General features: G+C 34.6%; 13 protein-coding genes. 10 read left to right on the top strand and 3 right to left on the bottom strand.

The genetic code is table 11. The features are described from left to right. Window positions 1-317 precede the first annotated feature (317 nt). The 7 genes from MHI39_RS21540 (at window position 318) to MHI39_RS21510 (ending at window position 7947) form a co-directional block, all read left to right on the top strand. The gene (locus tag MHI39_RS21540) at window positions 318-941 is read left to right on the top strand and encodes a class I SAM-dependent methyltransferase (protein ID WP_071975476.1); all 624 of its coding nucleotides are present in this window, start codon (window positions 318-320) and stop codon (window positions 939-941) included. Window positions 942-1321: 380 nt separating this feature from the next. Next, window positions 1322-3940 carry a phosphoenolpyruvate synthase gene (ppsA, locus tag MHI39_RS21535; protein WP_342540172.1) on the top strand — a complete coding sequence of 873 codons (2619 nt, stop codon included), beginning with the start codon at window positions 1322-1324 and terminating at the stop codon, window positions 3938-3940. Between the two features lie 368 nt (window positions 3941-4308). Continuing rightward, window positions 4309-4626 carry a helix-turn-helix transcriptional regulator gene (locus MHI39_RS21530; RefSeq protein WP_139254835.1) on the top strand — a complete coding sequence of 106 codons (318 nt, stop codon included), beginning with the start codon at window positions 4309-4311 and terminating at the stop codon, window positions 4624-4626. Beyond that, on the top strand, window positions 4623-5339 hold the full coding sequence (locus tag MHI39_RS21525) for a DUF2812 domain-containing protein (RefSeq protein WP_342540171.1): 717 nt from the start codon (window positions 4623-4625) through the stop codon (window positions 5337-5339). Before MHI39_RS21530 ends, MHI39_RS21525 begins: the two co-directional genes overlap by 4 nt. A gap of 395 nt (window positions 5340-5734) precedes the next feature. After that, entirely contained in the window at window positions 5735-6082 is a 348-nt protein-coding gene (locus MHI39_RS21520; protein ID WP_071975473.1) for a PadR family transcriptional regulator, read from the top strand. Then, entirely contained in the window at window positions 6069-7067 is a 999-nt protein-coding gene (locus MHI39_RS21515; protein ID WP_180211623.1) for a hypothetical protein, read from the top strand. The genes MHI39_RS21520 and MHI39_RS21515 overlap by 14 nt, the downstream gene beginning before the upstream one ends. Before the next feature lie 343 nt (window positions 7068-7410). Further along, the gene (locus tag MHI39_RS21510) at window positions 7411-7947 is read left to right on the top strand and encodes a hypothetical protein (protein ID WP_071975472.1); all 537 of its coding nucleotides are present in this window, start codon (window positions 7411-7413) and stop codon (window positions 7945-7947) included. 414 nt (window positions 7948-8361) lie between these two features. Here MHI39_RS21510 and MHI39_RS21505 read toward each other — a convergent pair whose 3' ends face one another. From MHI39_RS21505 to MHI39_RS21495, 3 genes are read right to left on the bottom strand one after another with little or no spacing between them, the layout of a single operon-like run. Further along, window positions 8362-8799, bottom strand: a complete 438-nt coding sequence (locus tag MHI39_RS21505; protein ID WP_216385183.1) for a DoxX family protein — start codon at window positions 8797-8799, stop codon at window positions 8362-8364. 23 nt (window positions 8800-8822) lie between these two features. Then, a complete protein-coding gene (locus MHI39_RS21500; RefSeq protein WP_342540168.1) occupies window positions 8823-9284 on the bottom strand; it encodes a DUF2269 domain-containing protein in 462 nt (153 codons plus the stop codon). A 20-nt stretch (window positions 9285-9304) separates the two neighbouring features. Then, window positions 9305-9904: a TetR/AcrR family transcriptional regulator gene (locus MHI39_RS21495; protein WP_342540167.1), complete on the bottom strand. Its 600-nt coding sequence runs from the start codon at window positions 9902-9904 to the stop codon at window positions 9305-9307. Between the two features lie 622 nt (window positions 9905-10526). Here MHI39_RS21495 and MHI39_RS21490 point away from each other — a divergent pair. The 3 genes from MHI39_RS21490 to MHI39_RS21480 all read left to right on the top strand — a co-directional run bounded on the left by MHI39_RS21490 (window position 10527) and on the right by MHI39_RS21480 (window position 13501). Beyond that, on the top strand, window positions 10527-11324 hold the full coding sequence (locus MHI39_RS21490; protein ID WP_342540166.1) for an aminoglycoside phosphotransferase family protein: 798 nt from the start codon (window positions 10527-10529) through the stop codon (window positions 11322-11324). 490 nt (window positions 11325-11814) lie between these two features. Further along, on the top strand, window positions 11815-12759 hold the full coding sequence (locus MHI39_RS21485; RefSeq protein WP_342540164.1) for an aldo/keto reductase family protein: 945 nt from the start codon (window positions 11815-11817) through the stop codon (window positions 12757-12759). A gap of 271 nt (window positions 12760-13030) precedes the next feature. After that, window positions 13031-13501 (top strand): DinB family protein, encoded by a 471-nt coding sequence (locus MHI39_RS21480; RefSeq protein WP_342540163.1) that lies wholly within the window; start codon window positions 13031-13033, stop codon window positions 13499-13501. Window positions 13502-13510: the final 9 nt, after the last annotated feature.

Below are 13510 nucleotides of genomic sequence, written 5' to 3'. Positions count from 1 at the left end.
ATAAGGGTTTACCTCCTTAAAAAGTAAAGCCTTTTTTTGTTATTCCACAATAGGAGCAGATTAGCTAAATAAGTATTAACATGTAAATAAAGGAATACATTCCGTTCATTTTTAAGGAATGGCTATTTACAAAAAGAAGATGTCTGATTATAGTTATTAGAGAGTTATCATATCTATAATAGGAATAATAGTGTTAAGCAACATAGTTTCCAATTAAAATATAGGCTTTTTTCACAATGGTTGCTAATTGGGTAAAGTTTTAGTAATTAGTATGATACAAAAAAGCCAAATTATAACTTGAAGGAGATAGAGATATAATGGAATTTTGGGAATCAAGTTTTATAGACAAACAGACAATGTGGGGATTCGAGCCTACAGACTCCGCAATTTTAATAAAAGACTTTTTCCTTGAAAAAAACGTTAAGGACATACTAATACCAGGTATTGGATATGGAAGAAATGCGAAGGTATTCATTGAAAACGGAATAAATGTTACAGGGATTGAGATTTCAAAAACAGCAATTGGTTTGGCGAGGGAAAATGGAATTGATAGTGAAATTTTTCATGGTTCTGTTACTGATATGCCTTTTGATAACAAGCTTTACGATGGCATATTCTCTCACGCACTTATACATTTATTGAATGGGCAGGAGAGAAAGAAGTTTATTAAAGATTGCTACGATCAGTTAAAACCGAATGGATATATGATTTTTACAACTGTTTCAAAAAAGGCACCAATGTTTGGTAAAGGCAAACAATTGGATAGAGACTATTTTGAGATAATGGAAGGCGTAAAAATGTTTTTTTATGATTCTGACTCTATAAAACAAGAATTTGGAGACTATGGTTTGGTAGAGTTTTCGGAAATTAATGAGCCAAATAAGGACATGAAAAATAAACCTTCAATAAATTTTATATTGGTGAAATGTAAGAAAAAATGATAAAGATTAGAATGGGCTTTTTGCTTCTTTTTACCGGAAAATATTGTGATGCGGGAGTGCCAGCAAAAGTTATAAAAAAATTAATAATAATTTAGAGTAATTTTGTGGATTGAATCTATAGGCTTAATAGCCTTTCCTCTTCATATAAAAAAAAGTGGTGCAACGCTAGCACCACTTTTTTTGAAGTCTGTATTGGGATTATCAATTTTGTAATCTTTCCAAATAAGGAAAGGTTATTTACTGAAAAAGATTGTACTTCAGACATTAATGTCCTCTTCCTACTTTAATTATAGCATATAAAAAAAGTACATTATAGACTATTTCTTTCTATATAGTGCTGGTAAAATCTATAGAACATTAACGGTTAGGAGAGATGTTGAATGAGTTCTTTGGTTCTCGATTTTCAGGAGATTGAAAAAACACAGCTTTCGCTCGTTGGAGGAAAAGGGTTAAATTTAGGAGAATTATCAAAAATTCAAGGAATACAAGTACCAGAAGGATTTTGTATTACAACAGTGGGATTTCAAAAGGCCATCGAACAAAACGATGCGTATCACGCTTTAATGGACCAACTAAAAAGGCTACAGGTTGAAGATCGAGATCAGATTGGTGAAATCAGTCGTAACATTCGACAAATTCTTCTGGAAGTTGAAATTCCTTCCGATGTTGTGAAAGCAGTTACTCACTATCTCTCCCAATTTGGCGAGGAACATGCTTATGCAGTGCGTTCTAGTGCGACTGCAGAAGATTTACCACATGCGTCTTTTGCGGGTCAGCAAGACACCTATTTAAATATCATCGGCAAAGAAGCAATAATGCAGCATATTAGTAAATGCTGGGCTTCCCTATTTACAGATCGTGCGGTCATCTACCGTATGCAAAATGGATTTGATCACAGTCAAGTATATTTATCCGTTATCGTTCAAAAGATGGTTTTTCCACAGGCTTCAGGGATTTTATTTACTGCTGATCCAATAACCTCCAACCGAAAGCTCCTATCAATCGACGCCAGTTTTGGACTTGGAGAAGCATTAGTTTCTGGTATTGTAACGGCCGACTGTTATAAAGTGAGAGAAGGGGAAATCGTCGATAAGAGGATAGCAACAAAAAAATTGGCCATCTATGCACGAGAAGAAGGCGGAACAAAGACTGAGCAGATTGCTCCTGATCAGCAAAAGTCCCAAACACTTACTAACGAACAAATTTTACAATTAGCTCACATTGGAAGACAGATTGAAGCTTATTTTGGTTGCCCGCAGGACATCGAATGGTGTTTAGTTGATGATACATTTTATATAGTCCAGAGTCGTCCTATTACTACTTTATACCCCATCCCTGAAGCGAATGATGAAGAAAATCACGTTTATATTTCTGTCGGCCATCAACAAATGATGACTGACCCAATGAAACCATTGGGATTATCTTTTTGGTTGTTAACAACTCCTGCCCCTATGCGTAAAGCTGGTGGTAGGTTGTTTGTTGATGTTACACAAAATCTAGCTTCACCTGTTAGTAGAGAAATTTTATTAAATGGCATGGAAAAACACGATCAACTCTTAAAAGATGCATTAATGACCATACTAGAGCGAAAGGATTTCATAACACCGTCCTCAAATGATAAGAAAGAACAGAGTCGTCCGAGTATAAGTAATAAAGGTAATTCGATGGTGGATTTTCAGACACTAATCGAAAACAATCCAACAATTGTTTCTGATTTGATTAAGAGTAGCGAAACATCGATAGCAATGTTAAGACAAAACATCCAAATGAAATCGGGATTGGATTTATTTGATTTTATTTTAGAGGATATCCAGGAATTAAAGAGGATATTATTTAACCCACAAAGTTCGATTGTGTTTAGGACTGCTATGGATGCATCATCATGGATCAATGAAAAAATGAATAAGTGGTTAGGTGAAAAGAACGCAGCAGATACGCTTTCTCAATCTGTACCAAACAATATTACATCGGAAATGGGTCTAGCCTTAATGGATGTTGCAGATGTGATTCGACCTTATTCGAAGATCATAGAGTATTTACAACATGTCAAAGATGATCACTTTTTGGATGAGCTGGTTGAGTTTGATGGTGGACAGGAGACCCGAGACGCGATTAATGCTTATCTTAACAAATATGGGATGCGATGTGCAGGCGAAATCGATATAACTAGAACTCGTTGGAGCGAAAAACCTACTACACTTATCCCTTTGATATTAAGTAACATCAGGAATTTTGAGCCGAATGAAAGCAAGAGAAGATTTGAGCAAGGTCGCCAGGAGGCCTTGCAAAAAGAACAAGAGTTAGTAGATAGATTGAAACGATTACCGGATGGTAAACAAAAAGCCAAAGAGACAAAACGAATGATTAGCATCATCCGGAATTTTATTGGTTATCGTGAATATCCAAAATACGGCATGATCAATCGCTACTTTGTTTATAAGCAAGCTTTACTGAAAGAAGCGGAAAAACTTGTTCAAGCGGGAATTATTCATGAAAAAGAAGATATATACTATCTCACTTTTGAGGAACTTACCGAAGTAGTACGCACAAATAAATTGGATTACCAGATTATTAACAAACGAAAAGACGAGTACAAATTATATGAAAAACTAACTCCACCACGTGTGATTACATCAGATGGTGAAATCATAGCAGGTAAGTACAAACGAGACAATCTACCAGCCGAAGCCATTGTTGGTTTACCTGTTTCCTCTGGTGTTATCGAGGGAAGAGCACGTGTCATCTTAAACATGGAAGATGCCAATGTAGAAGATGGAGATATATTAGTCACCGCCTATACTGATCCTAGCTGGACACCATTGTTTGTATCCATAAAAGGCCTAGTCACCGAAGTTGGTGGATTAATGACCCATGGAGCAGTTATCGCACGTGAATATGGCTTACCAGCAGTGGTCGGAGTAGAGAATGCAACCAAACTGATAAAAGATGGACAAAAAATTCGCGTGCATGGAACAGAAGGATATATTGAAATATTGTAATGACTAAAATACATCCAGATTTCATTAGTTAGCGCCGCTCCAATGGTTACCAGTGCGGTGTCTTTCACCTTAAACTATCTAGAAATGATACCAGGGGTCGTAATAAGATTCCCATAAAACGTCTACATTTAAATTGAATTATTCTATGAGCGACGCAAAAATAATCATTTGCGTCGCTTTTTACATTGGCAACAGATTGGTTAATGTAGTCCATTGTCATAGTTCTTTATTTGCTATAAAAAAATATCATAAATTGATATATCAAATTATGATATAAATCTGGACATATATATCACATCATGATATATTATTTATAGATACATATATCGTTTTGTGATATATCTTATGATGATATAGAGGGTGATGAATTGAATAAAGCGGAGCAATTAACAGATTCAATGTTTTATATTATGGCTGCTTTAACTAAACCAAGGCATGGTTACGCAATTATGAGCTTAATTGAAGAAACAACAAAAGGTGCAATTACAATAGGTCCTGCTTCAATGTACACGATTATTAAAAAGTTATTAAAACAAGAGTGGATTTATTTATATGATGGTTCGGATTCAAGACGTAAAACCTATCTGCTCACTGAAAAGGGTAGAGACGTGTTAGAAGAAGATGTAAAGCTAAGAAAACAGATGATTCAATTAGCGGAAACTGGATTGAAGGAGGTGGAAGAATGAAACAAACAAAGTATATTATGTCAGGTGGGTTAGCTTTTTCTGAGGATAAGGACATGGAAAAATTACGCCAATTTTCTTTGAAGGGTTGGCATGTCAGTGATTTTAAGTTTATGGGATATACGCTTAAAAAAGGAGAAAGCTCTGATTATATCTACAGTGTAGATTATCGTTCGTTAAACGAGGATGAAGTAGAGGAATACCTTGACTTTTTTTCATCTGCTGGATGGTCGCATATTGCCTCAGAAGGTGATATTCATTTATTCCGAGCAGATCCTGGTACAATACCAATCTATAGTGACCGTGACACATCGGCTGAAAAGTATGCGAATTTAGCCCTTTCTATGAATTACTTTGCCATTCCGCTCGTTTTAATAACAGTGATCGCATGGATTGGAGCAATGATCAGTTCAGGTACCTTTCAATCATTACTTTATGTGATAGCTATTATTTTAACTGTATTTGCCATTCCGACAGCTTGGACTGTAATCACGACATACAATAACAAATGGAAGGCAAAAGAAAAAAAAGGATTCGTCTATTTATCAAAAACGATACTAATTCTTTTCTTCTTAATGGCTATTATGATTTTGTTTTTAGTCAATGGTAGTGCAGTTCAACTCATAGCATCTATGATCATTGGAGCAATCTTACTTCCAACTGCAATTTGGGTCATCATGTCTATTTATCATAAAATAGGTGGGAAGAAAGCTTAGGATAAGAGACGTATAGTAAATTTTTTTGACATTGTTATGGAGTTATCAAGTACAAGACTTGAGGAAAATTAGGTCGCTACGGCGATCTTTTTTTATTCCACTATGGGGGACTGTTAGTTCAACAAGTTTTAAATAACTTCAATTAGATATTGATGTTAATTTAAAAGGAGATTGTGATAAATGTACTTAAAATAAAGAACAGACTTGTGGACGAAAAAATAAAAAAGGAAACCGAATTTTAGATATTCTTAATTTGAGGTTTCTTGTGTGTTTTTTTATTGGTAATTTTCATTCTTTTCTTTAAATTTCTATTGTTTGAGTATCAACAATAGTGTATGATACATAGTATAGAACAAATACTGTATGACATATAGTAAAAAGAATGGGGTGGGTGAATGAGTAATTTATTGATTTCATTAACGACAGAGCTTAGGAGAGGAACGTTGACATTAGCAGTTTTAAGTCAATTACAAACCCCCCAGTACGGTTATTCATTAGTCCAGCTATTGGAGGAATCAGGTATTGCCATTGATCAAAGTACCTTATATCCATTGCTTCGCCGATTAGAAAAACAGGAGTTGGTGTCGAGTAGTTGGGATACATCGGAAAGTAGACCACGTAAGTACTATGTTTTAAGTGAATATGGGGTAGAAATTTTTTTGCAGTTAAAAAAGGAATGGTTAAAGAGTTCAAAAGAGCTTTATAGCCTATTAAAGGGGGAGGAAGATGATGGAGTTGATTGACATCTACATTCAGGAAATTACTCGAAGGCTACCTGAAAAAAATCGTGAGGATATTGCACTTGAGTTACGGTCAACAATAGAGGATATGCTACCTGATGATTATAATGAAGAGGATGTAAAGGCAGTTCTTGAAAAATTAGGAAGTCCAATCACATTAGCTAGTGGATATCGAGACCGGCCAATGCACCTTATTGGCCCACGTTATTTTGATATCTATGTAACGTTGCTAAAAATGATTTTGCCAATTGCCGCTATCTGTGCGTTAATCACAGTCATTGCCGAATATTTTATTGGATATAGCGAAGAAGAAGCGTTAATCAATGTGTTTTTAAATGTAATTGGATTTGGCATATGGAGAATCATTGAAGTAGAGATTCATGTATTCTTTTGGCTCACACTTATATTTGCTATTTTAGAAAGAACAGATAAAGGAAAAGAACAGTTCCCACTAACAGTAAGCTTTAAAAAATGGACGCCAGATGACTTGAAAGATATTCCTTATATCCCTAAGAAAAAGGCTATTTCAAAGTTCGAAGTATTTGGAGGTCTAATGTGGACTGCGATCTGGGCAACACTTTATTTTTATGCAAATCAGATTGTAGGTATATATGATGGCGGTGGAGGTAGACTTGAATTTGTTGTTCCATCTTTAAATCAGGAAGTTTTACTTCGGTATTGGCCGATTGTTGTTATTATGGTTGGTTTAGAAATAGCATTGGCTCTTTATAAATTAATCAAGGGTCAATGGACAAAAGGAATGGCACTATTTAATACTGCCATCCATGTTATTGGAACCATTGTATTCATTGTTATATTAATAAATCCAAATTTAATGAATAAAGAGTTCATTATGTATATAACGGATTTATTTGCTATTTCCGCGGATCAATTAAAAGATTGGATTATTGGCGGGGGAATCTTTTTCTACTTGTTATCTGTAACGATTATTATATATGATGGCTTTCTCAAAGCTAGAATTCGCTAAACTGTATTTGCTTATTAAGCACTAATGAAAATTGCATGCTACCCATATAGGATGAATAGACCGAATAATCAATTTTATTTTGTGTGGAGCAGCGCTAATATTGCGATGCAGGGGCAACTATCAAGTATTTATCTTGAATAAGATTAAACATTAATCTTCAACAATCGGGCGCTTTTCTTTAGCAATAGGCGTCTTTATTATTTGCTCCTATACAAGGTAAAATAAGATTTTCCTTTGGCTTAATATGAAATAATTCCTTTTTGTGGAATTTTTAATTGAACCAAAGATGCAGGATAGTTGAAGAATATTTGGAGATTATACATCTAAAAAAGGGTGTAAAACTATGAAAAGAATAAACCTTATTGTTTTACTTTTGTTAAATGTTATTGGTTCTAACGAAAAGGCATATGCCAATACAAATAATTTTCCAAGACCATTTGAAGAGATATTTCCTGAAGTTGGTTATAAATCTGTAGAAGAGGCAATAAAAGAATTTGAGGATTATTTCAAACAAGATTTGAAGCTACCCCTCCGACAACCCCCCATTACTTTTACACATCAGTTCGGAAGGTTTAGTAACTTAGAAGGAGATAGTAACGATTCGTTTGAAGTAAAGTTTATAAGTGATAAATCACCTGAAAACCATTATAAGATTAATGTTCACCCGATTAAGCATAAAATCTCAATCCCAGATAAGCATGTTCTAAAACTTGTTAAGCTAAAAAACGGTAATGATGCAACATATATGAACGTATCAGGATTTAATATATTAGTTTTCGAAAGAGATAATTGGCAATATTTCTTAAGTATTGATAAAAGGCTGTCTAGAAAGGTGACTCTCGAAATGTTAATTGATATTGCTGATTCAATTGATTATTAACTAAAATAAAAAATTAGGTATTAAATGAACATGTACATTCTTATTATAAAAGACATTTTAAAAAAAATCATGGTGAAGTCTAGTTGAATAATAAAAAGTCAAGGAACTCTATATAGAGAGGTGTTCTTATGAAAACCTCTTTTGGAATATTATTAATAGTACTTCTTATTAATTCACTTATTATTGTAGGTAAGTAATTGTTAGTAAGAACCCCAAGATTAATTTCAAAGGTGAAAATCACTCAAGCCCTTTTGGAATAAGAGAAATTAACTCTATCTATGCTCCTCAAATTATCTATAAACACAATAAATAAAGACCAAGATAAAGAGTTATTCATCATTTTTACAAAAGGGCCAGATTGTTGAAAATAGTAGGAACTTGATTGTAAGATTTGAAACTACATTTTTTGAACATTTAATACCATCCGGCTAAAATTACAGCTGTTACAAAAATTATTTGCAGGATGGTTCTAAGAAACAAAGGCGTAACGGGTTTTTCACCAATCCTGACACTTACCTTTGCGGCATGGATATTAGCTGGAAACATAACAATTAGTAAAATGACCAAGCATATCGAAGCAATTTTTGAAGTGATCGGTATCAGTAGACCTAAAGCACCAATAATCTCTAATATCCCCGTAATTGTTACGATGAAATGGGGATATGGCAACGAAGAAGGTACCATTTTAATAAGACCTTGACGTCTCTTTCCCCAATGAGCCATTGCAGTAAATAAAAACATGAGAGCGACAGCAAGGCGCAATGATGTTTGCCATTCATTCAAAGGTAATTCAAAATAACCAATTACACTAAACATCAGAAATCCAACAATTAGAACAATAAAAGGAGCCATTTAATTCATCCTTTCTAGTTAATTTAAAATGCTTTTGTAACCATAAGATACAAAATGACCACAGGTAATAGGGTAGCTGCTATTCCAACAATTGCCCAATAACGAGATACATTCTGATATTTATTCGAAATGATGCCGTCGTCTATTGATCGGGCACTGGAACGGATCATGCTTCGCTGTATGGGTATAAGTACTGCTAACCAAAGAATACCGGTTAATACAAACAAGAATAATGACAATGTAAGCCAATTGAAAGTGTCCATTGAATATCCTGATTGAACGGCCATTAAAATGCCTGGAACAATAATTAGTATTAATCCTGGCAATGTAAAGATGAAATCAGCCAACATAACGTTTTTCACAGTGTGATGAATAAACTTAGGATCCCTTTTTATATCAGCTCTAATTTTCCAAAAGGCGGCAGTGACAATATTCCCAAGAAAAATAACTGCTCCAAGAATGTGCAAAAACAACAAAACGTTCATTGAGGTTAGCACCCTTTCTTTTATTTTGGTTTTGATTGCAGTAAATCCACCATAAGTAATGAAAAATCATCTGCACTGAAATCGTGAGAATCATTAAAGATGGAACTGCGCACACGGAAGCCGTAGGAGATCAATATAAATAACTCAGCTGTCTTATCTGCATTAACCGATAAGGGAATGACCCCAGCATGTTGACCGGCAGTAATCCACTGTTTGGATAATTGAAGGGACTGATCGTAAAATTTATTAATTATTGTACTGATAGCAGGCTGATCGTTTTTCGATAACAAATAAAGAAAGATTTGATTTGTTGCATCGTGGGGGTCTTGCAGTGATGGCAAATTTTTAACAATTTCTTTCAAAGGGCCTTCAAACTCTTTTTTACCTTGGTTTACTTCGGCAAAAAATCGATCATTGGTTTCTTCTATCCTCTCCTGTAAAACTAAAGCTAATAGTTCATCCTTGCTTTTCACATAATGGTATATAGCTCCTTTGGAAAGTCCAGTACGTTTGATAATGTCGTTCAGAGTCATTTTGTGACATCCTCTTTCCTGTACTAAAGCTCTTGTTACATCCAATAGTAACTTTTTTGTGTTTTTTCGTTTTGATTCTCGGTCCATTCCTCTTCATCCTTTAACGTTAGATTTATTGTTAAGGTTATCATAACATACCGACGGTCGGTTTGTAAACATTTTCTTATTCCATTACTCTGTTTAGCAATATTAGCTACTATTATTAATGTGTTATTCCATTAAAGGACGCTTTTCTTTAATAAGTTCGTGTCTTTTTGTTGACAACACATTTAAGGATTAAGTTTATTAGGTGAAAAAAGAATTGTTAAGTATTGTACTTAAGTAAAGGGGGTAAGAGTTGAAATCTTAGAGGTAGTAATGTATTTATCGAATTGTTGCAAAGGACCGTAAAATTCAATAAATACATAAAATCCTCTTTATTGATTTGGTAACATTTAGTAATGTTTAAATAGAGATGTAAAGAAAGGGGAATCTATACTACATGTGTGGAATACTTTGAAATGATTAGTTAATTGAATAGAGAGATAATGGCGATTCTTGATTGTTAAGGATGCGTTTATTTGTCAATCTATAATCATTCAAGGGATTCCATGGTGTGGACAATTAAATTTCCATTACTAAGCAGATACCTTTGTATATCTGTTTTTTTATGGGGAGAATTACATCTCTATTGGCACTATCATAGCGTTCCTATATCGGGGGAAAATTAATGACAAGTCAGTACGAAAATGAAGAAATGCTAACAGGAGGAAATGTCTCTAACGTTTATCGTTCGAGAGATACTGTTAGGCGAGAATTAAAACCAGAAAGTCCCAAAATTCATAAGTTATTAAAGCACTTAGAAAACAAGGGGTTTAGTTATGCACCAAAGTTCTTAGGTATTGATGAAAAAGGGAGAGAGATTTTATCATTTATTGAAGGAGAAGCTGGTAATTATCCTTTAAAAGAATATATGTGGTCAAATGAAGGATTAAAAGATATAGCTAAAATGCTACGTCATTATCATGATGCAGTAAGTGACTTTCCCTTATCAGATGATTGGAATCCAATAGATAATACTCCAAACAAGATGGAGGTTATATGTCACAATGATTTTGCTATATATAACATCATTTTTAATCACCAAAAACCAGCAGGCATAATTGATTTTGATATTGCTGCTCCTGGTCCAAGACTTTGGGATATAGCTTATACTCTATATACTTGCGTTCCTTTAAGTCGACTTTATCACACTGAAACAGGTGAGGCAGTTTATTATGATTCATTAAAGGATGCCAAACGAATAAAAGAAAGAGTCAAATTGTTTTTTGAATCTTACGGTATTGAGGGATTAATAGAAGATTTTGTAGAGATGGTATTGTTACGATTAGAAGGATTATGTAAATTTATGATAAGAAAGGCTAGTGAAGGTGACATTGCCTTTCAAAAGATGATGAATAAAGGGGAACTTAAACATTATCAAAACGATATAAAATTCATTCGTGAACATGGAAAAGAGTGGATTTGAAGAATAAGTAAAAAAAGAAGTAGCGTTAAGCCTAGAAGGTTTGACGCTGTTTTTGTTAATATCATTCTCTTCAAGAGGCAGGTTAATAAAATAAAGCAGGACTTTTAGATGGGGTGTCGTATTCTATTTGTATACAATAGTCATAGAGTGATTGAAATGTGTTTAAAGGCTACAAATTGAAGAAAGCTGTTTTCCTCATTTTAGTTTTACTTATTATTTGTTTCGCATATACATACCAAAAACCAGTATAAACAACTGGGAAAAGTGCAGATTATGGAGCTTGTTTTTTGCAATCTCCACCAAAAATTGAGGATGAAAGCTGTGGATATTAGAAAATTTCTATTGATAAAATGAATGTTTTTTTTCAAAACTACCAATCAATGTGAGTACACTAAAAATGGTAATGATCTAGCCGTTAGGATAGATTTACATAAGAGAAAACAAATAGTATTTTTATTTTGTGTCACGAAATTAATGGGGAGGGATAAACATGGAATACCGTCGTTTAGGAAATACAGGACTAAAAGTGAGTGAAATAAGTTTAGGGAGCTGGCTTACGTATGGTGGGTATGTAGAGGAACAAAATGCTACAGCATCTATTGATAAGGCATATGACCTTGGGATAAATTTTTTTGATACTGCCAATGTTTATATGCAAGGGGGAGCAGAAATTGTAGTCGGAAAAGCCTTAAAGAAGTACGTACGTGACTCCTATGTTTTAGCCACGAAGGTATTCTGGCCAATGGGTGATGGGCCGAATGATCGTGGGTTATCCCGAAAACATATAATGGAACAATGTCATGCGAGTTTAAAACGTCTCGACACCGATTATGTGGATATTTATTATTGTCACCGTTTTGATCAGGAAACCCCGATCGATGAAACATTGCGGGCCTTAGATGACCTTGTACGCCAAGGAAAAGTATTATATATCGGGGTTAGTGAATGGACAGCTGAGCAAATTACAGAAGCTGTACATCTTGCAGACAAAAAGCTCCTTGACCGAATTGTTGTCAGTCAGCCACAATACAGTATGCTTCAACGGTATATTGAAAAGGACATCATCCCAGTATGTGAAAAACATGGTATTGGCCAAGTCGTTTGGTCTCCTCTTGCCCAGGGTGTTTTAACTGGTAAATATCAGAAAGGTTCTCAGGCACCTGCAGGAAGCCGTGCATCACAAGAAAAATACAGTAATCTTTTTGGATTACTAACTGATGAGAATCTCGATAAAGTGGAACTGCTAAAAGAGGTCGCCAAAGACAATGATTTGTCACTTGCCACACTCGCACTATCGTGGATTTTACGACAACAAAATGTCTCCAGTGCTCTTGTTGGGGCCAGTCGACCTGAACAAATGGAGGAAAATGTAAAAGCATCAGGTGTAAAGTTAAATGATGAAACTCTTAATCGAATTGAGGATATTTTAAGATAAGGCACTGTGAAAAAACTGGAAGTAATACTGTGGAAATGGTGTTTTTTCCTATTCGAATATCAATTAAATACATTTTCACTTTGAGTTCCTGTTAGACTCAAGGGTGCAAAAATTCAAGAATCAGGTTTGCTGGGGCAATCCTTTTTTGTAGATAGCTAACGGGCCAGTTTGATGGGAGGGAATCGGCTGGTTCATATCGAAATTATAAGTTATGAAGAGAACAACATACCAAATGAAGTTTTGATGAAATGGATTAATTGGAGGGAATAGAATGGATGTACGGACACTATTGTTACAGCAATGGGCAAGCTGCTTAGATGAAGAAGATTGGTTTCCACCACTTGAAAAAGTGCTAGAGAATATTACTCTTGAACAGGCAATTTGGAAGCCAGTTGAGGGGAAAATGAATTCCATTTGGGAATTGGTTAGTCATTTACTTTTTTATGAGAAGAGACTTCTGATGCGATTTCTTGGTGAAACAGAAAATGAACCCCAGGCAGAAAATAATGAAGCTACATTTCGATTACCAACTGCGACGTTGCAAAACTGGATGGAAACAAAACAAGAATACTTTAATGTTCATCGGGAACTTGAAAAAATACTAGCACAATCAGAACACGAAGACTTGTATAGACAAATCCCTGGAGAAAGATCATTAGTGCTTGAACTGAAAAGCTTAGCCTTGCATAACGCATATCATATTGGGCAAATTGTATTCTTAAGTAAAATGCAAGGAGCTTAGGCATTAGCT

This window comes from Heyndrickxia sp. FSL K6-6286, from assembly GCF_038630395.1.
GTDB classification, from domain to species: Bacteria; Bacillota; Bacilli; order Bacillales; family Bacillaceae_C; genus Heyndrickxia; species Heyndrickxia oleronia.
Note: the sequence above shows the minus strand (reverse complement) of the source record. Positions and strands in the feature narration are given on the sequence as shown.

What these genes read in the sequence shown, in the direction of transcription:
- MHI39_RS21505 (WP_216385183.1), bottom strand. Translation starts at nt 8,799, where the DNA reads ATGGCTCCTTTTATTGTTCTAATTGTTGGATTTCTGATGTTTAGTGTA.
- MHI39_RS21540 (WP_071975476.1), top strand. Translation starts at nt 318, where the DNA reads ATGGAATTTTGGGAATCAAGTTTTATAGACAAACAGACAATGTGGGGA.
- MHI39_RS21515 (WP_180211623.1), top strand. Translation starts at nt 6,069, where the DNA reads ATGGAGTTGATTGACATCTACATTCAGGAAATTACTCGAAGGCTACCT.
- MHI39_RS21480 (WP_342540163.1), top strand. Translation starts at nt 13,031, where the DNA reads ATGGATGTACGGACACTATTGTTACAGCAATGGGCAAGCTGCTTAGAT.
- MHI39_RS21485 (WP_342540164.1), top strand. Translation starts at nt 11,815, where the DNA reads ATGGAATACCGTCGTTTAGGAAATACAGGACTAAAAGTGAGTGAAATA.
- ppsA (WP_342540172.1), top strand. Translation starts at nt 1,322, where the DNA reads ATGAGTTCTTTGGTTCTCGATTTTCAGGAGATTGAAAAAACACAGCTT.
- MHI39_RS21500 (WP_342540168.1), bottom strand. Translation starts at nt 9,284, where the DNA reads ATGAACGTTTTGTTGTTTTTGCACATTCTTGGAGCAGTTATTTTTCTT.
- MHI39_RS21520 (WP_071975473.1), top strand. Translation starts at nt 5,735, where the DNA reads ATGAGTAATTTATTGATTTCATTAACGACAGAGCTTAGGAGAGGAACG.
- MHI39_RS21510 (WP_071975472.1), top strand. Translation starts at nt 7,411, where the DNA reads ATGAAAAGAATAAACCTTATTGTTTTACTTTTGTTAAATGTTATTGGT.
- MHI39_RS21525 (WP_342540171.1), top strand. Translation starts at nt 4,623, where the DNA reads ATGAAACAAACAAAGTATATTATGTCAGGTGGGTTAGCTTTTTCTGAG.
- MHI39_RS21490 (WP_342540166.1), top strand. Translation starts at nt 10,527, where the DNA reads ATGACAAGTCAGTACGAAAATGAAGAAATGCTAACAGGAGGAAATGTC.
- MHI39_RS21495 (WP_342540167.1), bottom strand. Translation starts at nt 9,904, where the DNA reads ATGGACCGAGAATCAAAACGAAAAAACACAAAAAAGTTACTATTGGAT.